The 19,939-nt window shown below is 64.0% G+C and carries 19 protein-coding genes and 1 pseudogene; 9 read left to right on the forward strand and 11 right to left on the reverse strand.

What is annotated here, in order from left to right; all coding sequences use genetic code 11:
• Nucleotides 1-2: 2 nt before the first annotated feature.
• The 8 genes from G9C89_RS23540 to G9C89_RS23575 all read right to left on the reverse strand — a co-directional run bounded on the left by G9C89_RS23540 (nt 3) and on the right by G9C89_RS23575 (nt 9,338).
• Nucleotides 3-2,414: an efflux RND transporter permease subunit gene (locus G9C89_RS23540; protein WP_315852846.1), complete on the reverse strand. Its 2,412-nt coding sequence runs from the start codon at nt 2,412-2,414 to the stop codon at nt 3-5.
• Nucleotides 2,404-3,540, reverse strand: coding sequence for a WD40/YVTN/BNR-like repeat-containing protein (locus G9C89_RS23545; protein ID WP_172152878.1), 1,137 nt, complete (start codon nt 3,538-3,540; stop codon nt 2,404-2,406). The genes G9C89_RS23540 and G9C89_RS23545 overlap by 11 nt, the downstream gene beginning before the upstream one ends.
• A 69-nt stretch (nt 3,541-3,609) precedes the next feature.
• The gene (locus tag G9C89_RS23550) at nt 3,610-4,962 is read right to left on the reverse strand and encodes a DUF1329 domain-containing protein (RefSeq protein WP_172152880.1); all 1,353 of its coding nucleotides are present in this window, start codon (nt 4,960-4,962) and stop codon (nt 3,610-3,612) included.
• A gap of 26 nt (nt 4,963-4,988) precedes the next feature.
• Nucleotides 4,989-6,644, reverse strand: coding sequence for a DUF1302 domain-containing protein (locus tag G9C89_RS23555; RefSeq protein WP_256674375.1), 1,656 nt, complete (start codon nt 6,642-6,644; stop codon nt 4,989-4,991).
• Between the two features lie 122 nt (nt 6,645-6,766).
• On the reverse strand, nt 6,767-7,177 hold the full coding sequence (locus G9C89_RS23560) for a GlcG/HbpS family heme-binding protein (protein WP_315852847.1): 411 nt from the start codon (nt 7,175-7,177) through the stop codon (nt 6,767-6,769).
• 455 nt (nt 7,178-7,632) lie between these two features.
• Complete coding sequence (locus G9C89_RS23565; protein WP_218575966.1) at nt 7,633-8,046, reverse strand: DoxX family protein; 414 nt, start codon at nt 8,044-8,046, stop codon at nt 7,633-7,635.
• 64 nt (nt 8,047-8,110) lie between these two features.
• Nucleotides 8,111-8,800 carry a 4-carboxy-4-hydroxy-2-oxoadipate aldolase/oxaloacetate decarboxylase gene (locus G9C89_RS23570; protein ID WP_172152888.1) on the reverse strand — a complete coding sequence of 230 codons (690 nt, stop codon included), beginning with the start codon at nt 8,798-8,800 and terminating at the stop codon, nt 8,111-8,113.
• Nucleotides 8,801-9,035: 235 nt separating this feature from the next.
• Nucleotides 9,036-9,338, reverse strand: coding sequence for a DUF3861 domain-containing protein (locus G9C89_RS23575; protein WP_172152890.1), 303 nt, complete (start codon nt 9,336-9,338; stop codon nt 9,036-9,038).
• 251 nt (nt 9,339-9,589) lie between these two features.
• Here G9C89_RS23575 and G9C89_RS23580 point away from each other — a divergent pair, with 251 nt between their 5' ends.
• Complete coding sequence (locus tag G9C89_RS23580; protein WP_172152892.1) at nt 9,590-10,612, forward strand: amidohydrolase family protein; 1,023 nt, start codon at nt 9,590-9,592, stop codon at nt 10,610-10,612.
• A gap of 98 nt (nt 10,613-10,710) precedes the next feature.
• Here the strand turns inward: G9C89_RS23580 and G9C89_RS23585 are convergent, their stop codons facing one another.
• The 3 genes from G9C89_RS23585 to G9C89_RS23595 all read right to left on the reverse strand — a co-directional run bounded on the left by G9C89_RS23585 (nt 10,711) and on the right by G9C89_RS23595 (nt 12,725).
• Nucleotides 10,711-11,325: a TetR/AcrR family transcriptional regulator gene (locus tag G9C89_RS23585; RefSeq protein WP_172152894.1), complete on the reverse strand. Its 615-nt coding sequence runs from the start codon at nt 11,323-11,325 to the stop codon at nt 10,711-10,713.
• Between the two features lie 89 nt (nt 11,326-11,414).
• Nucleotides 11,415-11,594, reverse strand: a complete 180-nt coding sequence (locus G9C89_RS23590; RefSeq protein ID WP_172152896.1) for a hypothetical protein — start codon at nt 11,592-11,594, stop codon at nt 11,415-11,417.
• Between the two features lie 15 nt (nt 11,595-11,609).
• Nucleotides 11,610-12,725: an alcohol dehydrogenase catalytic domain-containing protein gene (locus G9C89_RS23595; RefSeq protein ID WP_172152898.1), complete on the reverse strand. Its 1,116-nt coding sequence runs from the start codon at nt 12,723-12,725 to the stop codon at nt 11,610-11,612.
• Between the two features lie 195 nt (nt 12,726-12,920).
• Here G9C89_RS23595 and G9C89_RS23600 point away from each other — a divergent pair, with 195 nt between their 5' ends.
• From G9C89_RS23600 to G9C89_RS23635, 8 genes and pseudogenes are all read left to right on the forward strand, one after another.
• Complete coding sequence (locus G9C89_RS23600) at nt 12,921-13,955, forward strand: aromatic ring-hydroxylating dioxygenase subunit alpha (RefSeq protein WP_172152900.1); 1,035 nt, start codon at nt 12,921-12,923, stop codon at nt 13,953-13,955.
• Nucleotides 13,952-14,905, forward strand: coding sequence for a PDR/VanB family oxidoreductase (locus G9C89_RS23605; RefSeq protein WP_172152902.1), 954 nt, complete (start codon nt 13,952-13,954; stop codon nt 14,903-14,905). The genes G9C89_RS23600 and G9C89_RS23605 overlap by 4 nt, the downstream gene beginning before the upstream one ends.
• Nucleotides 14,906-14,949: 44 nt before the next feature.
• The gene (locus G9C89_RS23610) at nt 14,950-15,900 is read left to right on the forward strand and encodes an ABC transporter substrate-binding protein (RefSeq protein ID WP_172152904.1); all 951 of its coding nucleotides are present in this window, start codon (nt 14,950-14,952) and stop codon (nt 15,898-15,900) included.
• Nucleotides 15,900-16,259 carry a DoxX family protein gene (locus G9C89_RS23615; RefSeq protein WP_172152906.1) on the forward strand — a complete coding sequence of 120 codons (360 nt, stop codon included), beginning with the start codon at nt 15,900-15,902 and terminating at the stop codon, nt 16,257-16,259. The genes G9C89_RS23610 and G9C89_RS23615 overlap by 1 nt, the downstream gene beginning before the upstream one ends.
• A gap of 107 nt (nt 16,260-16,366) precedes the next feature.
• Nucleotides 16,367-17,479, forward strand: coding sequence for an S-(hydroxymethyl)glutathione dehydrogenase/class III alcohol dehydrogenase (locus tag G9C89_RS23620; RefSeq protein ID WP_172152908.1), 1,113 nt, complete (start codon nt 16,367-16,369; stop codon nt 17,477-17,479).
• A gap of 71 nt (nt 17,480-17,550) precedes the next feature.
• The gene (locus tag G9C89_RS23625; protein WP_172152910.1) at nt 17,551-17,934 is read left to right on the forward strand and encodes a VOC family protein; all 384 of its coding nucleotides are present in this window, start codon (nt 17,551-17,553) and stop codon (nt 17,932-17,934) included.
• A 199-nt stretch (nt 17,935-18,133) separates the two neighbouring features.
• Nucleotides 18,134-19,369 (forward strand): MFS transporter, encoded by a 1,236-nt coding sequence (locus G9C89_RS23630; protein ID WP_315852848.1) that lies wholly within the window; start codon nt 18,134-18,136, stop codon nt 19,367-19,369.
• Between the two features lie 73 nt (nt 19,370-19,442).
• A pseudogene (locus tag G9C89_RS23635) lies at nt 19,443-19,598 on the forward strand (IS5/IS1182 family transposase); the annotation flags it as partial.
• Between the last annotated feature and the right edge of the window lie 341 nt (nt 19,599-19,939).

The following is a 19,939-nucleotide window of genomic DNA, read 5'->3' on the forward strand; positions in this document are numbered from 1 at the left end:
TATCACCTCGTTGCCGGTTGCAGGGACGGAGCGGATGCAGGCAATAGCAGCCTGGCCAGTGCGGGGGTCAGAATCAGCGCGCCGAGCATGTTCCAGATGAACATGAAGGCCAGCAGGATGCCCATGTCGGCCTGGAACTTGATGGGCGACAGCGCCCAGGTCGCCACTGCTATGCCCAGGGTCACACCGGTCAGCACCACCACCTTGCCGGTGGACAGCAGCGCCTTGTAATAGGCGTTAGACAACGAGGTGCCCAGGCGCAGGTTGGCCAGGGTGATGCTGAGGATATACAGCGAGTAGTCGACGCCGATGCCCACACCCAGGGCGATCACCGGCAGGGTCGCGACCTTGAGGCCGATGTCCAGCCCGACCATCAGTGCCTCGCAGAGAATCGAGGTCAGCATCAGCGGCAGCACGGTGCAGATCACCGCGCGCCAGGAGCGGAAGGTGATGTAGCACAGGGTGATCACGGCCAGGTAGACCATCAGCAGCATCTGCAGGTTGGCGCGCTTGACCACGATATTGGTGGCGGCCTCGATCCCGGCGTTGCCGGCGGCGGACATGAACTGCAGGCTGTCGGTGTTGTTGGCCGCAGCGAAGCTGTCCACCGCCGCAACCACCCGGCTGAGGGTGTCGGCCTTATGGTCAGAAAGAAACACATTGATGGTCAGCAGGTCGCAGTTCTGGTTGAACAGCTCGCGTGGCGCACGGGTGATGATGGCGTTCAGCAGGCCCTGGTTCCGCGGGATCTCGTACCAGGTCAGGCTGCCCTCGTTCATCCCGGCGGCGGCCTGCTTGCTCAACGCCGCCAGCGAACTGGTGGAGACCACGCCGGGCAGTTGCTGCAACTGCGCTTCCAGGGCATCGACCTTGACCAGGGTCTCGTAGTTCGCGCAGTAGTACTGCGGGGTCTTGACCATCACCACGTACTTGTCGCTGCTCGAGGAATAGTTGCTGACCATGAAGGCGTTGTCGCGGTTGTAGCGTGAGTCTTCACGCAGCTCCGGTGCGCCGGGGTTGAGGTCGCCGACCTTGACGTTGAGGCTGATGGCGAACCCCGCGGCACCGAGGATGGCGGCGAGGATTACCGCGCTACGCGCCCATTTGCGCTCGGTGAAGCGGTCCAGCAGCGCCCACAGCGGGTGGCGGCGGTGCTGCAGGTCGCTCATGGCCAGGCGTTCGGCTTCCGCTTCGCGCCGGGCCGCACTTTTGCTGACCCCGGTGTAGGACAACAGAATCGGCAGCAGCACCAGGTTGGTCAGCACCAACACCATCACGCCCATGGTCGCGGTGATGGCCAGGTCCTGGATGACCGGGATGTTGATGATCATCAGCACCGCGAAACCTACCGCATCGGCCACCAGGGCCATCAGACCGGTGAGAAACAGGCGGCGGAAGGTGAAGCGCGCGGCCACCAGTTTGTCCGCGCCGCGGCCGATGTCCTGCATGATGCCGTTCATTTTCTGCGCGCCATGGCTCAGGCCGATGGCGAAGACCAGGAACGGCACCAGGATCGAATAGGGCCCCAACTGGTAACCGAGCAGCGGCAGCAGGCCGAGTAGCCAGATCACCGCGATCAACGAGCAGGCCAGCACCAGCAGGGTGCTGCGCACGCAGCGGGTGTACCAGAGCAGGACCAGGCCACAGATCACCAGGGTGAAGACAAAGAACAGCTGCATCAATTGCAGCCCGTCGATCAGGTCGCCGACCACCTTGGCGAAGCCGGTGATGTGGATCTGAATCCTGTCGCTCTGGTACTTCTGACGGATCTGTTCGAGCTGACTGGACAGTACCTGATAGTCGAGCTGCGTTCCGCCCTGGGCGCTGCTGTCCTGCAGCGGCAGAAGGATCACGCTGGAGCGCATATTGCTCGCTACCAGACGGCCGATCTCACCGGAGCGCTCGATATTCTGCCGGACCTGATCGATGCTGGCCGGCGAGCCGTCATAGTCGTCCGGGATCACCGGGCCGCCATCGAAACCCTCTTCGGTGACGCCGATCCAGCGGGTGGCCGGGGTCCACAGCGACTTCATATAGGGGCGGTCCACGCCGTTGAGCAGAAACAGCTCGTCGCTGATCTTCTTCACCGTATCCAGGTAGTCGGCGTCGTAGATCGTGCCTTCGCTGGCGCGCACCGCCAGGCGCAGGGTATTGCCGCCCTCGCCGAGCTGGCCGCGGTACTTGAAGTAGTTCTCGATAAACGGATGGCCGATCGGAATCATCTTCTCGAAGGCGGCATTCAGGTGCAGGCCGGTGGCCTGGATGCCGAGCAGCAGGCTGACGATCAGGCACAGGGCGACCACGAGGCCACGATGGTTGAACAACAGGCGTTCGACCAGGCCTCCGGAATTCTTGTCGAAAGGCAACAGGGTGCTTTCGGTCTCAGGCTGGTGATGCGTCACTTTACTGTTCACTGCCTGGGCTCCGTTGGGCGGATGAATCGGCTAGGCGGGCAAGGCCATGGTTACTGGCGAGAATCACCTGGCCGTCAGCGCTGCTGGTCAGCCCGGTCAGGTAGGCCGGCTTGGCCAGGATGGAAGCGACGAAACTGTGGCCGTGATCACGGCTGAGCAGCGTGCGGCCGGATTCGTCGACCAGCATCAGGCTGCCATCGGCCAGACGGGCGCCGGCGGTCAGGGTCACCGGCAGGCTGTTGGGCACCGTGCGCCAGCTGTCGCCGTGGTCTTCGGACAGGTAGGTCTTGCCGCGCAGGCCGAACGCCAGCAGGCCCTGGGCGTCGGTGGCAAGCAGGCCGAACAGGGTGCCGTTGGCTGGCGATTCCAAGGCGGCGAAGTGCAGGCCGTGGTCGACCGAGCGCAGCAGCAAGCCCTGTTCGCCGGCGATGAACAGCTCGCCGGCCAGTTCGTGGATATCGTAGAGATGCATGGCGGAGGGGTTGTCGAGCCGCTCGCGGATCGACTGCCAACTGGCGCCGCCATCGGCGGTGGCGAAGGCCAGCCCGTAGGCGCCGAGGATCACGCCCTGCTGCTCGTCGAAGAAATGCACGGCCAGGAAAGGCTTGTCCGGGCCTTCCTCGAACAGCAGTTGCGCCGCCTCGACTCGCTGCTGGCTCTGCTCGCTGGGCTGGGTGCTATGCGCGTGCTGCGCCGCCTCGAGCTCCAGGCGCGCGGCCTGTTCGCCATCCAGTTGTTTGCTCCAGCTCAGGCCGCCGTCAGACGAATGCAGGACCACGCCGGCGTGGCCAACCGCCCAGCCCTGGGTGGCGCTGGGGAAGACTACGCGGGTCAGGGTCACGCTCACCGGCGAAGGCACCTGCCGCCATGACTGCCCCTCATCCTCGGAAAGCAGGATGAAGCCGCGTTCGCCCACGGCGACCAGCCGCTGGCCAGCCAGCGCCACATCGAGCATGAGCGACTCGCTAGCCAATGCGCTGGGCAGCGACGGCTGTTGGAACAGTTGGGTATTCACTTCGGCACCGCTTGCCGCCTGGCCGACCAAGCAGGCGTTCAGGCCGAGCGCGAACAGAATCGCCCACCTGAAGGTGCGCCATTGCGAAAATCTATGTGCGCGTATTGGCATGACTGTCTACCTCGAAAATCGAAAGGAGAGAGGCGCGGGTGAGCGCGCCTTTCCTTCTGCGCCTGACGCTTAGCGGACCGAACCGGACGCCACCGCGTTACCGGTGAAGAAGTTTTCCGACTTGCGAGGGATGACCTTGTAGCTTTCGCCGTTAAGCCCCTGAACCACGCTGTAGGTGTTGGCCTGCAGGTTGTAGATGACCACCGGCTTGACCACCACGGCGGGAATCTTCGGCACCGCGAACGGCAGGGTTTGGATCACCCGCCAGAGCTTGCCTTCGGCGTCGTAGCCATCCACCAGGGAAATGGTCCAGCTGTCCTCGTCGATAAAGAAGCGACGCTTGGGCACCGCATGGCGTTTGCCCGGTGCGACCGTGGCCTCGACCTCCCAGACCCGGTGCAACTCCCAGCGCATCTTGTCGGCGTTGAGGACATTCTCGGTGTAGACGTCGTCGCGCTTCTCGGCGTGGAACTTGTTGAGGTTGTAAGGAATGTACATTTCCTTCTTGCCCACCAACTTCCACTGGTAGCGGTCGGGGTGGCCGATGAAGCCATGCACTTCGTCGAAGTAGTTGGCCCCGGAGGCAACGAAGTCCGGGGTGTCGTAGCCAACGGTCGGGGCGCGGCGCACGCGGCGCTGGCCGACCAGGTACTGCCAGGCTTCGCGCGGGTTCTGCGGATCGATGCCGTCATGGGTGACCAGGGATTCGCCGGCCTTGAACGGCGGCTCGCTGGTCAGAAAGCGCAGCTTGGCGTACTGCCCGGACCATTTGTCGAGGCTGCCATCCTGGTAGTAGTAAGGGTATTGCCAGTTCTCCACGCCGCGGCTGGCCAGGGTGCGTGAGCCGTCCGAGTTGCCGATCATGTTGATGTAACCCATCTCGATCGACTCGGCTTCGACGCGCAGCAGGAAGTTCCACAGCACTTCGTTGCCGTCCTGCGGAATCGGGAACGGAATACCACCGTAGCAGCCTTCGACGGACAGGCCACCCTCGGTCAGCTTGCAGTTGGTGGCATTGGCGAAGGTCTTGTCGTAAACACTCTGGGGAGCCGCGGCGCTGCGATGGGTCGGATAGATATCCAGGCGGAAGCTGTCGGGATATTTGTCCAGCAGCGCCAGGGTGCCTTCGCTCAACTTGTCGGCGTACTGCGCGGCGTTCTTGGCGGTGATCTGCAACAGCGGCTTCTCGCCGGGGAAGGGATCGGCCGGCACATCGCCGAACTTGGCGCCGGCCACCTCGCCGGTCAGTCCGCCGGTCCAGGCCGGGATGCTGCCGTCGCTATTGCCGGCCTGCTCAGCCCCCAGGGGGGTCAAGATGCCTTTCAGGGCATTGGCTTGGTCGGCGGAAACAGCGGCCTGGGCCTGGCTGATCGCCAGGCCGAGGGTGAGGGTCGCCGCGACGACTAATGCGTGCTTGTTCATTATTGTTTTCCTCAGCAAGGCTGGAACTAGAAAGTGCGCTGGACCGAGAAGGCGATGAAATCGCGATCCTTGAGCGTCTGCTTGTAGGTGTAGTGGTTCTCGGCATCGATGATCGGGGCGCCATCGCCGAAGAAATTGGTGTAGCTGAGCGAGGCGTACCAGAGTTTCTGGTAATCGGCCTTGAGGCCGATGGTGAAGTCGCCGCCGTGCTCGGGGCTGAACGCCAGCGGGGTTACTGACGAGCGACCGTAAGGGGTGTAGCCGACGGTAATTGGCACCTGCAGATCGACGCTGGGCATCACCTGGAAATACTGCGGTTCGAAGGTGAAACGCAGCGAGTAGGCGTCGCGCGTGGCGTTGGGATCGAGGTGGTCGGCGTTTTCCTTGACGCTCAGGCGCCGGTTGAACGCCAGTTCGCCCACCAGAGCCGCGGCATCCCACAGGCTGGAACCGCCATACAGGTTGATCATCGACACCTGGGCATGCAGTGAGTTGCCGATCGGGTAAGCAGGATTCGAGTGGTTGTCGGCGTCCATACCGGTCACCACCACCCCACCGGTCGCGGTCAACGGCGTATCGACACGCATCGATACTTCACCGGCGACGTTGGCCTCGCCGATGACGGTGCTGAAGCTGGCACCAAAGACCTTGATGTCCTCGGCGTAGACATTCACGTAGCTGTCGTCGGCACCCGGAATCAACGCAGCAGGGCGGAAGTAGAAGATCGGGGTCTTGTCATGGTATTTGGCGGCATAGAGACCGAACTCCCAGTCCTCAATGCTGAACTTGACCTGGGCACCGAACTGGCCGGAATCGCGGGCATCGATGTCGTCGCCGCGAACCAGCTGCCAAGGGCCCATGAACACGGATTCGGCACCATCGCCGACGAAATCGCCGTTGCTGAAATAGCTGCCGGCGCCCGGGAGACGGGTCTTGTTCCACTCGAACTGGTAGTAGGCGCCGACACTGACGGTGTCGCTCAGCTGCCAGTTGAGCGAGGCCTGCTCGGTCGGCATGAGGATTTCCTTGAACTGCGAGCCGGGCACCGATTGCAGTTTGATCAGGTCGACGGTCGACTGGGCGTTGGCGATGCCGTTGGCACCGAAGAACAGGCTTTCGCCATAGATCTGATTGAACTGCCCCAGCCGAGCCGACAGACGCGTCGAGCCGATATCGCGGGCGCCATAGACGAAGGCATCGAGCAGTTCGCCCTTGCGCCCGTGCAGCTTCTCGGTGTCCTTGGTGAACTGGTCGTGGCGCACGCTGAGCTGGTTGGCGGTGGCCGGTGAATCGTTGTCGTTGTCCTCGTTGTAGACCGTGTCGTACCAGGCCGCGCCACTGATACGGGCGCCGACCTCCTGGTACTTGATGTCCAGCTCGGAGAGCAGATCCAGACGATTGGAGATCAGGCCGCTGCTGAAATTGCGGTCACCGTCGTCGTTGTTGAGGCTCGGATACGAGGTGCCCGGACCCGCAGCGATATTGTCCTCGCGGCCTTTGACGCGAAAGGCGCTGCTGTACTTGAGGGTGTTGTCCCAACTCGCCGAGAGGTCCTCGACGCCCGTGTCGAGCTGAAATGCATAGGCATTGAGCGACGTGCACAGGGCCACAGTCGCGCCAATGGCGCTGAGCCGGTACGGAGGCGTTCCCGAGCGGACCCGGAGTTTTTGCTGCGTTTTCATGGAAACCTCTTCTGTTTTTTTGTTGTTGTGACAGCTGGTCTGCATCGTGCCGCGGCACGCAATAGCGGGGGTACGGGTAGCTGGATTCCTCTTGCTGCGTTCAGGTGGGGAGCGGTGCGGGGTCAGCGACCTTCACATCGATAGAGAAAAGCCAGGCCGGCCTCGGCGATTTGCTCGTCGAACTCGCCCTTCACACCGCTGACGGCGATGGCGCCTACGACCTGGCCTTCGAACAGGGCCGGCAGCCCACCGACCATTGGGATGACCCCGGCCAACGAGGCGGCGCCCGTGCGACCGGAGGCCAGCATGTCTTCGAAGAAACGCGTGGGCCGCCGCGTGATGGCCGCGCTGCGAGCCTTGTCGACGGCGATTTGCGTCGAGGATTTGGAGGCGCCGGCTAACCGGCGGAAAGCCAGCAAATACCCGCCGTCATCGACGATCGCGATGGAGACAGCCCAGCCGTTGCGCAGCGCTTCTTCCTCGGCGGCGGCCAACATGCCGTCCACTTCGCTCAACTCCAGTTCGGGCTTCATACGCATGACAGGTGTCCTCGGATGCAGGTGGCAAGGCGGTTCGTACGAGCCTTTATTTTGTGCATCATTTTTATATTTGTGCCTTTAAATATCTTTTATGCACAAAAAGTATTCCCGCTTCCCAACGAAGTCAAGCGAAAAAACTCCGTGGAGACGAGGGCCCATGAGGCCGACTGACCAAGCAGCCGGTTTGGCTCACCGCACGGCAGCGAGCCGAGGGAGCACCTGGGCGCTTCTGTAGCCAGGGAATGGGCAAGACTCGACCGCGCCGGTCGAGCAGCATCAGCCACAGGCAAATGCACTGGTCCGGCGTACCAATCGAAATCGAAGTCGGGTGAGTACCCGCGGCAGCATGGGGGCGGCTACGCGACCGCCTCCAGCCGCCGAGGTTGGGGTACGCCGGCAGTCATTCCAGGCTTCGCGCGCGGGAGGCGCATGGCGTCAGCCCGCGCCCCTTAGGGCGAACTGGCACGCCGCGCATCCAGGCTCAGCGGCCCCGCGCCGAGCGCAGCAACGACCAGCATGCCGCCGACGATGGAGAGGTTCTTCATGAACTTGATCTGCGCCATGTACACCTCAGCGTCCGGTAACGCCCAATAGTTATGGAACAGCACGTTGGTCAGCAGGGTGAACAGCGCCAAACTCAGCGCCGCCCAGCGCGCCTGCCAACCCACGGCAAGGGCCAGGGCGGCGAGAACTTCGAAAACGCCGGACAGCACGGCCAAGGGGGTCGCCGCCGGCAACCCGACGCTGGCGATATAGCCCGCGGTGCCGGCGATGTCCGCCAGCTTGTCGATCCCTGCCAGGAGAAACAGCAGCGCCAGCAGCATGCGACCGGCCAGCATCAGGGGTGATTTAAAGGCATCCATCAATGCATCTCCGAGAGGTTGGGAAAAGGTGAACAAATGCAGACCGAGCAAATCCCTCTGCGCTCTATCCTTCGGAACCGAACACGACATACTTCAAACCCTTCTGCGCCAAGCGCGGGCGCATGTCGTTCAGGTCGAGGCTGAGCTCGCCAGCCTCGTAGCGACGGCGCTTTTCGCCTTCGTCGGCCTCGCGCAACCGCGCGATGCCCAGCACGCGCTCGGCCTGGGCATGCGGCACGACACAGACCCCGTCGTCATCGGCGACTATCACGTCCCCGGGATGAATCAACACCCCGCCACAGACCACCGGAACCTGGACGTTGGCCAAGGTTTCCTTGACCGTCCCTTGCGCCGAGATCGCCTTCGACCAGACCGGGAAACCCATCTCGGTGAGGGTGGCGACATCGCGCACCCCGGCATCGATCACCAGCCCCCGCACGCCGCGCGCCTTGCATGCGGCGCCGAGCAGATCGCCGAAATAGCCGTCCTCGCAGGGCGAAGTCGGCACGACGATCAGGATGTCGCCAGGCCGGGCCTGCTCGACCGCCACGTGGATCATCCAGTTGTCCCCCGGCGCGACTTCGCAGGTCAGGGCGTTGCCGGCGATCTTCGCCGAGCGATAGATAGGCCGCAGGTGAGAAGCCAGCAGCCCTCTGCGGCCCTGCGCCTCATGCACGGTGGCCACACCCAATTCGCCGAGACCGAGCACTAGCCGCTCGTCCGTTCGACGCACGTTCGTCACTACGATTGCCATTGCATGCTTCCTGTTGTTGGGCCAGAGACGGGTGAATGGAGTCGTCCCGGCTTTATATTGGCCGTGGCCGACGCAAGCTGCGTCGGAGCTGCCGAGCCAGATGCCAGGCTCGGCATTCATTGCGTAGACCTGTCGCGGCATCTGCTACCGATAGTATTAACAGACCATAAAGTATTCAAGTACCACTTAGTATATTTTCACCCAAGACCATTCCCTGCCCCTGCGCGCTCGGCCGTCAGCCGCGCTTGCTCAACGCCTTCAGTGTCTGAATGAACTCGCGCAGCGGCTGGCGCAGACCGTCGAACAGCGGGTTGTCACGCTCGCTGAGCATGACCCCGCCGAGCAGCTTCAAGCCCACCGCAGTGGCGGCGGCCGAATCCGCATCGAGACCGCTCGCCTGGCGAACTCGCTCGGCGATCTGCACCAGGTCGTCATGGTTGTGATGGGTGAATACCAGCGCCGGCGCGGCTTCGCCGTCATCGCTCGCCGCCTCCAGCAGCGGCGCGAGAGTGACTCGGTAGCGGTGAACTCGACTCATTAGCGGCTTACTCCATAGTTTTATCGATCTATGTGGCCGCGCCGCCCGCCTTGCGCGCGGAACTCGCGCGGCCGTTGACAATCCCGAACCTCGAACTGATACTTAAAGGTATTCAGATACCTTCAGGTATGTCAATATCTCACCAGCACGCGATGCCCGCTGCGGGCAGGCCTTTCAGGGCGCAGGCCGCCCCGGGGCGCCTGCTAGCAAGAACACTGCGAATTGCCGAGCACCAGACGAAGAGAGCACCCATGATCATCGACTGCCACTGCCACTACACGACCGAACCGCAACAGCATCATGCCTTTCGCCAGGCGCAAGTCCGCTACGCCCAGGACCGGGCGGGGACGCCGCCCCTCTACCCGGGGATCGGCGACGACGAGATTCGCGCCTCGATCGAAGACAACCAGCTACGCCTGCTGCAACAGCGCGGCATCGACATGACAGTGTTTTCGCCCCGCGCCGCCGGCATGGGCCACCATGTCGGCGACGAGAGCATCAGCCTGGCCTGGACGCGCGCCAGCAACGACCTGATCGCGCGGATAGTCGCTCTGTTTCCCCAGCACTTCTTCGGTGTCTGCCAGTTGCCGCAGTCTCCGGGCGTGCCCATCGCCCACTCGATCCACGAGCTGGAGCGCTGCGTCAAGGAATTGGGCTTCGTCGGCTGCAACCTCAACCCCGACCCGTCGGGAGGCCACTGGACCGCGCCACCGCTGACCGATCGCGCCTGGTATCCCCTCTTCGAGAAGATGATCGAACTCGATGTGCCGGCGATGATCCACGTTTCCGGCTCATGCAACGCCTGCTTCCACACCACGGGCGCGCATTACATCAACGCCGACACCACGGCCTTCATGCAGTTGCTGCAGGGCGACCTGTTCAGCGACTTTCCCGAGTTGCGCCTGATCATTCCCCATGGCGGCGGCGCCGTGCCCTACCACTGGGGTCGCTACCGCGGGCTGGCCGACATGCTGAGCAAGCCACCCCTGACCGGCCACGTGATGAAGAATGTGTTCTTCGACACCTGCGTCTACCACCAGCCGGGCATCGATCTGCTGTTCGAGGTGATCGACATCGACAACATCCTGTTCGGCTCGGAGATGATCGGTGCGGTGCGCGGCCTCGACCCCGAGACCGGCCACCATTTCGACGACACCCGGCGCTATATCGATGCGCTCGCCATCTCGCCGCAGGACAAGCACCAGGTCTTCGAAGCAAATGCGCGGCGAGTGTATCCGCGCCTGGATGCGCAGCTCAGGGCCCGCGGGCTCTAACGCGACATAGCGCTAGGTCGGCACTGCGGCCGTGGTCGCAGCGTGCCGATCCCGCAGTGCCACTGGTGGGCAGTGGCGAAGGCAATCAGGGCATGTCGCTAGGCAGAGGGCTTAACGCTCTGTGGCAGTGCGCCATAGGCGCGCAGCAGCGCGGTCAGGGCCAGCCTGACTAGGTCGCCGGCGGTCGGCCCGGCCTTGAAACTGGCGGCGGCACCATAGGTCAGCTCGAAAACGAGGCCGCCCAGGGTTTCCGGATCCGCGGGCGCTGCGCCCTCTGGGAACATCTGCAAGAGGATCTCGCCGAGGCGCTGCCATTGGGTCCGGAACAGGGTGGCGTGGCGGTCGCCAAAGGTGGCGTCGCGGCGCGCGCGGCGGAACAGTTCGAGCGCAAGCAGGCCCCAACTGGGATCGGTCGAACGCATCAAAGCCCAGTCGCTGATGATCTCGATCATCGCCTGCGGATCCGTCTCCTCGCCGAGCAGTTCGGCGATTTCCTTCACGTCCTGCAGCGAATGAGTCTCCAGCAACTCGAGGATGATCTCTTCCTTGCTGTTGAAATTGGAGTAAAAAGCACCCTTGCTGAAACCCGCCTCTTCGGCGATACGGTCGACGGAGGCGCTCTCATAGCCTTCGCGCGCCACTACTGCGCGCGCCGACTCCAGCAGTTTCGCCCTAGTCACCGCACGGCTTTCTTCTCTGGATAGGCGAGCCACCCGCTTCCTCCTTGGATTGCACTTGGATACCCACGCCGCAGCGCGGGAATTCGCGCCAGGCGACTGGCACCCGGCGCATCTTAATCATTTCAACCCAGTACCGAAAGGACGCAGGCCGTCGCCCAGAAAAGCATGTGTTCCGGGCCGTGCTTCTGCCAGCGCCAGTTGCAGCCGCCGATCCCGAGAACGTCGTAGCGGCCACCGAGGAGACCGGTGACGACCGACTCCTCAGTACGCAGGTGCTGATTGCCACTGGGGATCGCTTGCACGCAATGATCCACGCCTCAGGGCACGATCACATAGTTGCTGAAGCCGCCGTGGCGGGCGCCGAGGCCGGAAATCGCCTGATTGATGTCCTCCAAGCGCGCGACTTCGTGTTCGAGGATGGACAGATCGATGGTCTTCGAGCGGATCATCTCGACCATATCGTAACCCTCGGCGGAGGTGAACCAGGCCGAGCCGATGAGCTTCATCGAGTTGTCCATCAGCCACTTCATATCGATCGGCAGTTTGCCCACCGTGCCACCCACGTTGACGATGGTGCCGCCGCGTGCCACCCCGTGCATGGCGTCATCGAACACCTCCAGGGAGACGGCCGCGCCCAGGGCATCCACCATGAAATGCGCGCCGCGACCGCCGGTGCGGTTGCGGGCCCACTCGGCGATCGAGCCGTCGTCGGTGGAGAACACCTCTATGCGCTGCGGTGCCAGGGCCTTCACCCGCTCGAGCAGCGCGCGGTTGCGCCCGGTACCGAGGATGCGGCTCGCGCCCATGGCCAGGGCGAACAGCGTGATGCCCAGCCCCAGGGTGCCCGAGATGCCATTGATGATCAGCGACTTGCCGGCCAGGGGGCCGCACTTGCGCAGCGCCGCGTAGCCGGTACCCAGATAGCCGAGCCGAGCCGCTTCCTCGAACGAGATGCTGTCGGCCAGTTTGACGATGGCGTGCTGCGGCGCCGCCATGTATTCGCAAAAGCCGCCGTGCGGATAGAGGTCGTAGATGGTTTGCGACTTGTCCTTGGAGAAGCCGAAGTAGCCGTTGAACACGAAGTAATCGCAGGCCACGCGGTTGTCCGACAGGCAGGCCGGGCACGAACCGCAGGCACGCACCGGGCTCACATAGACCCGGTCGCCCGACTTGAGGCCGACCACTTGCGCGCCGACTTCGACGATCACCCCGGTGGGATCCAGACCGAATACCGCCGGCAGCTCGGGCTGCGGCAAATGCGGGCACCAAGTCGGCCAGTTGGCCAGCACATTGCCCAGGTTGGGCACCATGCCGCAGGCCTTTACCTGCACCAGCACGTCGGTGGCCTGGGGTGCAGGGCGCGGAACGGTGTCGATGGTCATCGGGGTACCGACAGAGTGCATGCGGGCAGCGCGCATCGTTGGATGGCTCATGGGGTGTCTCCTTGCTTGTTGTTTTGGAGGTCGAGGACCGGGTAGTGGCAAGCGAAAAACAATTGACATTCTATCTGGTATGCGAATACTACAATGCATATGGATTCCGCGCAAGATGCGCTTCCCTGGTATGTGTTTTATGATAACTTGTGCATGATGTTTGTTTTTGTGCATAAAAATAAGGAGACAAACGCGATGACCTCCCCCGTCTATCTGTCCAATACGTGGTATGCAGCCGCCTTTAGCGCCGAGCTGAGCACCACGCCGCTGTTGCGCACCCTGCTCGGTGAGCCGGTGGCGCTGTACCGTGGCGCGTCAGGCCGCGCGGCGGCGTTGCACGACCGCTGCCCGCACCGCTTCGCGCCGCTGCACAAGGGCGAAGTGTTTGGCGATGACTTGCGCTGTCCCTACCACGGTCTGCGCTTCGACCCACAGGGCGCCTGCGTGCACAACCCCATAGGCGAGGGCAAGATCCCCAAGGCGGCCTGCGCGCGCAGCTATCCGCTGCTGGAGCGCGATGGCATCGTGTGGCTGTGGTGGGGTGACCAACCCGCCGACGAGTCCAAGCTGCGGCGCTGGCCGGAGTTCGACGACAGTGAACGCTACACCTGCGTAGAGGGCTACATCCTGGTCAAAGGCGAGTACCAGCTCATCGCCGACAACCTGCTCGACCTCAGCCATGCCGAGTTCCTGCACCCGTACCTGGCCACCGAGGGCTTCAACCGGCGCACCCAATATTCGATGGAGCAGCAGGGCAACACGGTGGTGGCGCGCAACTGGCGCCCGAGTGAGCCGATCAGCGGGCTGTTTGCCTTCGCCTACGGCGACGATGCGCCGACCCATGTAGATCACCTGTCCCTGGTCAAATGGGAAGCACCTTCGACCCTGCGCCTGGAGATCGGGGTCACCCGCCCCGGGCAACCGCCCGAGGCAGGGCCACGCTCCTATCAGGCCCACCTGATCACCCCGGAGACGGCGCACACCAGCCACTACTTCTGGAAGTGGGGGCGCGACTTCAAGCTTGCGGATCAGGAATTCTCCACCAAGCTGCAGGCCAGCCTGCAGGCGGCCTTCGAGACCGAAGACGGGCCGATGATCGAAGCCCAGTCGGTGCACATGGGCGGCCAACCGCAGGAGGCGCTCAAGCCCGTGCTACTGCCCACGGACTCGGCTTCGCTGCGCGCACGGCGGGTGTTGCAGCAGCTCATCGAGCAGCAGGTGGCGTCATGATCGATGTGCTGGTCAGCCAGCGGCGCAGCGAAGCCGAGGACATCTGCAGCTTCGAGCTGACGGCCGTGGACGGCTCAGCGCTGCCGCCCTTTGAGCCCGGAGCGCACATCGATGTGCATTTGCCCAACGGTCTGATCCGCCAGTATTCGCTGTGCCCGGGGGCGGATCAGCTGGGCCGCTACCTGATCGCGGTGCTGCTGGAGCCGGCCTCGCGCGGAGGTTCGGCGGCGGTGCACAGGCTGCAGGTCGGCGATCGACTGCGCATTGGTGCCCCGCGCAACCATTTCCCGCTGCAGGGCGACGCACAGCGTTCGCTGCTGCTGGCCGGCGGTATCGGTATTACCCCCTTGCTGGCGATGGCCGAGCATCTGGCCGCCCGCGGCGCGGACTTCGTCCTGCACTACGGGGCCCGCTCGGCCGGACGCATGGCGTTCGCCAACCGGCTGCGCCAGGAAGCGCTGGCGGCGCAGGTGCACTTGCACCTGGACGATGGCGCGCCCGAGCAGAAGCTGGTGCTGGATCAGGCCCTGGGGCCGGTCACGCCGGGCACCCATATCTATGTCTGCGGCCCCGGCGGCTTCATGGACTGGGTGCTGGACGGAGCGCGCCAGGCCGGCTGGCCGGAAGAGCAACTGCACCGTGAATACTTCGCCGCCCCCGTCCGCAGCCAGGACGCGGAAGACGGAGCGTTCCAGATCCAGATCGGCCACGGCGGCGCCATCCACACGGTGCCGACCGGGCGCAACGTGATCGAGGTGCTGAACGAGCACGGGATCGAGATCCCGGTGTCGTGCGAACAGGGCGTTTGCGGGACCTGCGTGACCCGCGTGCTCGAGGGCCAGCCCGACCACCGCGACAGCTACCTCACCGAGCGGGAGCGCTCGGCCAACGACTGCTTCACCCCGTGCTGTTCCAGAGCGCGCTCGCCACTGCTGGTGCTCGATCTCTGAGCCCTGCCCTCTCGTCTATCGAACCCGACTTCAGGAAGACTGCTATGACCCTGCAACCCACAGCCTCACTCAGCCCCCTCAAACTCGCGGGCGGCGCCCTCGGCTTCAACTGGCTGCCCGTATTCGTCGCGCGTGAACGCGGCATCTTCGAACGCCACGGCCTGGCGGTGGAACTCTGCCGCCTGGGCAGCGTGGACAAGGCGACGGCCGCCGTGCGCAGCGGCGAAGCCGATCTGGCCATCTCGCCCCCCGAAGGGGTGCTGGCCGATGCCGCCGCATGCGGCAGCCTGCGGCTGATCGCGGCCAACTGCAACTGCTTGCCGCTGACCCTGGTGGCGCGCGCGGGCATAGAGCGCATCGAGGATCTGAAGGGGACCGTGCTCGGAACCTCGTCGCTCACCGAAGGTACGGCCATCTACACCCGCGAAATGCTCGCCCAACATGGCTTGCAATACCCCCAGGACTACTCGTTCTCCCTGGCTGGCGTTCACCAGGCCCGCTGGAAGGCGTTGCAGGACGGTAGCATCGATGCCGCCGTGCAGCCGCCGCCATTCAACTTCCTGGCCATCGACGCAGGCTACAGCGACCTCGGCGAGGTCAGCGACTACCTGCCTGAGATCGCCTTCACCGCCCTGCTCGGCCGGCTGGAGTGGGTGCAGGCCCACGAGGTCGCGGTGTTGGCCCTGCTGCGCGCACTGGCCGAGGCCACCGCGCTGGTCTACGACGAGAGCAACGACGCGATGCTGGTGCCGATCATGATGGAGGTGACCCAGTCGGACGCGGCCTACGCGAAGCGGGCGCTCGACTACATGCGTGACAAGTCGGCGTTTGCCCGCTCGCTGGAGATCCCGTCCGCCGCCCTGGACAAGTCGCTGGAGCTGATGGTCAAGGCCGGGCTGCTCGACGCCGCCGCGCAGGACAGTGCCCGCCGGGGTTGGGATGGTAGCTGGGCGCAACGCGCAACGCAGGCCGTGCACGCCGCGGAGGCCCTGTAATGGAGGCGCTGAGTCTTGATCCCCTGGCCGTGCTGCGCGTGCTGTGCGGCGTCTGGTTCCTGCCCCACTGCATCGGCAAGATCCGCAACCTGGGGCCGGCCTCGCAGACTTTCGCCAAGGCCGGCTTGCACCCGGCACGGGCCTTCGTGGTGCTGACCATCGTCGTCGAAGTGATCGCCGGCCTGGGCCTGGTGTTCAACATCTACCCGCAGGTCGCTGCCGCTCTCGCCGCGGGCGTGCTCGCGGGGGCCAGTTATGCGGTGATCAAGATCAATGGCTTCAACTGGCGCTGGCAGAAGCAAGGCCCCGAGTTCATGGTTTTCTGGGCCGTCGCGGCCCTGCTGTCGGTGGCCGGCTAGCGGCTGGTGGGCCCCGGCAGCCGGCTCTCGCTCGGCGCCCCGGCAACGGGTGCCCATGCAGTTTTTTTGCCCTCACACAAGCTGTCCTTCATATCTGGGAGTTGCTCATGATCAAGTCACGCGCCGCCGTCGCGTTCGCGCCCAACCAACCGCTGCAGATCGTCGAGATAGACGTGGCGCCGCCCCGGGCCGGCGAGGTACGGGTGCGCATCGTCGCCACCGGTGTCTGCCATACCGACGCCTATACGCTCTCCGGACAGGACAGCGAGGGCGTGTTCCCCTGCGTCCTCGGGCATGAAGGCGGCGGCATTGTCGAAGCGGTCGGAGAAGGTGTCACCTCGCTGGCCGTCGGCGACCACGTCATTCCCCTGTACACGGCCGAATGCCGCACCTGCAAGTTCTGCACATCCGGCAAGACCAACCTGTGCCAGGCGGTTCGGGTCACCCAGAGCAAGGGCCTGATGCCGGACGGCACCACGCGCTTCTCCTACAACGGCCAGCCGATCTACCACTACATGGGCTGCTCGACCTTCTCCGAGTACACCGTGTTGCCGGAGATATCCCTGGCCAAGATCCCCAAGGAAGCGCCGCTGGACAAGGTCTGCCTGCTCGGTTGCGGGGTGACCACCGGCATCGGTGCGGTGCTCAACACCGCCAAAGTCAGCGAGGGCGCCACGGTGGCGATCTTCGGCCTGGGCGGCATCGGTTTGGCGGCGATCATCGGCGCCAAGATGGCCAAGGCCTCGCGGATCATCGCCATCGACATCAACCCGGCCAAGTTCGAGGTGGCCCGCGAACTGGGCGCCACCGAGTTCCTCAACCCGAAGGAGCACGCCCGCCCGATCCAGGACGTCATAGTCGAGCTGACCGACGGCGGTGTGGACTACAGCTTCGAGTGCATCGGCAACGTGCAGCTGATGCGCGCGGCCCTGGAGTGCTGCCACAAGGGCTGGGGCGAGTCGACCATCATCGGCGTCGCCCCCGCCGGTGCCGAGATCAGCACGCGGCCCTTTCAACTGGTCACCGGCCGCGTCTGGCGCGGCAGTGCCTTCGGCGGCGTCAAGGGCCGCACCGAACTGCCCGGCTATGTGGCAAAGGCGCAGCAGGGCGAAATCCCTCTCGACACCTTCATCACTCACCGCATGCCGCTGGAAGACATCAACCAGGCCTTCGAGCTGATGCATACCGGGCAAAGCATCCGCACCGTCATTCATTTCTGACTTTGCCTGCCGACCCGAATCGGCCTGCATTCACCGGGCGCGTGCCCGCCACTCACTAAACCGAGAAGAATATGTCTATCTATACCCACGTTAGCGTTGGCACCAATGACCTCTCCAAGGCCCGCGAGTTCTACGACAAGGTGTTGGCCGAACTGGATTACAAACGCATCGCCGACCTGAATGACAATGGCTCGATCTGGGGTTACGACGCCCCTGCGTTCTTCGTCCTCAAACCCGCCGACGGCGCACCGGCTACTGTCGGCAACGGCGTTACCGTCAGCTTCCAGGCGCCGAGCCGTGCCGCTGTCCATGCGTTCCACGAAGTCGCTCTGGGCTTGGGCGCCAAGGACGAGGGGCAGCCGGGACCGCGTGGTTGGGCAGCCAATGCCTATGCCGCCTATGCCCGCGACCTCGATGGCAATAAGTTGGCGGTTTATTGCTTCGAACCGGCCTAACTGATCCAGACGATTCGCTTGCGGTCATCTGCACGGAGAAGTTGCGCCTTTATCTGCCGATACGGGCGCGGCTCTTCTTCATGACTTGCAGCCTGCAACGCAGGTTGCGCCGCACCGGAAAAGCCGCAGGTGCTTGACCGGCGCTTAACAAATCCCCCGTTGCCGCAGGACCCCCCCTATTTCTGGCGTCGAACCTAGCGTGCACGATTCCATTTCCCACTCGGCCGGCTGGCCACCGGCGATCCGGGCGCTCAAGCACCGCAACTTTCGCCTATATTTCATCGGCCACGCCATTTCGACCCTGGGCTCCTGGGTGCAGCAGGTGGCCCTGGCCTGGCTGATCTATCGGCTGACCGGGTCCGCCTCGCTGCTCGGCGTCACCACCTTCGTCGCGCTGGTGCCGCAGTTGCTGCTGGGGCCGCTGGCCGGCGCCTGGATCGACCGCCACGACAAACGCCGATTGCTGATGCTGACCCAGGGCCTGCTCGGGCTGCAGGCCGCCGTGCTGGCTGTGCTTAGCGCAACCGAGCTCATCGACCCGGCGTCGATCATCGCCTGCTCGGCCCTGCTCGGCGTGCTCAATGCACTGGATACCCCGTTACGCCAATCGCTACTGAGCCGCTTCGTCGACAAGCGAGAGGATCTGTCCAACGCGCTCGCGCTGAACGCCATGCTGATCAACGCCTCGCGTTTCATCGGCCCGCCGCTGGCCGGCCTGCTGCTGGGGATGACCGGCGAGGCGACCTGTTTCGCCCTGAACGCCCTGTCCTACCTGGGCTTGCTGGCCGGCCTGCTGCTCATCCGCATCGAACCCTCGGCACGGGAGCAAGGATCGCTGCGCAGCGTATTCGGTGCCGGGCTAGACTATGTGAAGGACAACCGCCAGGTGCGCCTGATGCTGATCAGCGTGCTGGTGATCAACCTCACCGCCTCCAGCTACGCGGTATTGCTCCCGGTATTCGCCAAGGATGTGTTCGCCGGCCAGGCCAGCCTGTTGGGCTGGCTGTGGGGCGCCGCCGGCTGCGGCGCGCTGTTGGCCGCGGTATTTTTGTCCGTGCACAGGGGCCAGGAGGAGCTGAGCCGGCTCATCGTCTGCGCCGCGCTCATCAGCGCCGCGGCCCTGCTGACCTTCGCGCTCAGCACCTCGCTGCCGCTATCGTTGCTCGCCATGCTGGTGCTTGGTTTCGGTATTTCCACCAGCAATATCGGCACCAATATCCTGCTGCAGGGGCAAACCCCCGAAGGCCTGCGCGGACGCGTGGTCTCGCTCTATACCTCCACCCGTTTCGGCTTCGATGCCATCGGCGGTTTGCTCGCCGGGCTACTGGCCGCGCAAGTGGGCGGCCCGGCAGCCTTGGTTGGCGCGGGGGTGATCCTGCTGATTTATTGCCTCTGGCTGATTCGTCGCCAATCGGGCCTCACTGCTGCCGATTGACCATCTGCCAACCAAGCGACACAGCCTTGGCTTCAACGCCGCGGGTCAACTGCCCCTCTGGCTCATTCTTCCCGTGGCGCAGGTCAAAGCCGAACGCCTCCACGACAAGATCGCAACCTTGAAAGCTGAGCTGCAGGAGCTCAAGGAAATCGAGGTTCAGCTCAACCAAACACCGGATAAACAGATCTCCCTGACCGATCCCGATGCACGCTCAATGAAGACTCGGGGCGCCTAGCGCGGTCGAGCGTTACCTGCGCAACACCGTCCAGGCGCTCGACCGCCTGGCAGCCAACGCAAGCTAGACGGCTATTAGCCATCCGCGAACATCGAAAATGCCCGCGCGCCGGCGAGCAAACTCCGCGAACCGCAAGGTTCTGCAGTTTCATCCGCGCCGCAAGAGTGTGCGCTGCTAGTGCCCGAGGCCAACAGCCACCCCGACCGAGGCGATTATCAGTCACCCAAACACCGTCACCTACAGGGCACACAAGACCTTGAGCAGTCCACGAAACTGCATATGTGGATGCCAGTTCAACTCCCTAAACGACCGTTTATCGAGAATATTACGCGGGG

Origin of the sequence: Pseudomonas tumuqii (assembly GCF_013184545.1) — a bacterium.
Taxonomy (GTDB): Bacteria; Pseudomonadota; Gammaproteobacteria; order Pseudomonadales; family Pseudomonadaceae; genus Aquipseudomonas; species Aquipseudomonas tumuqii.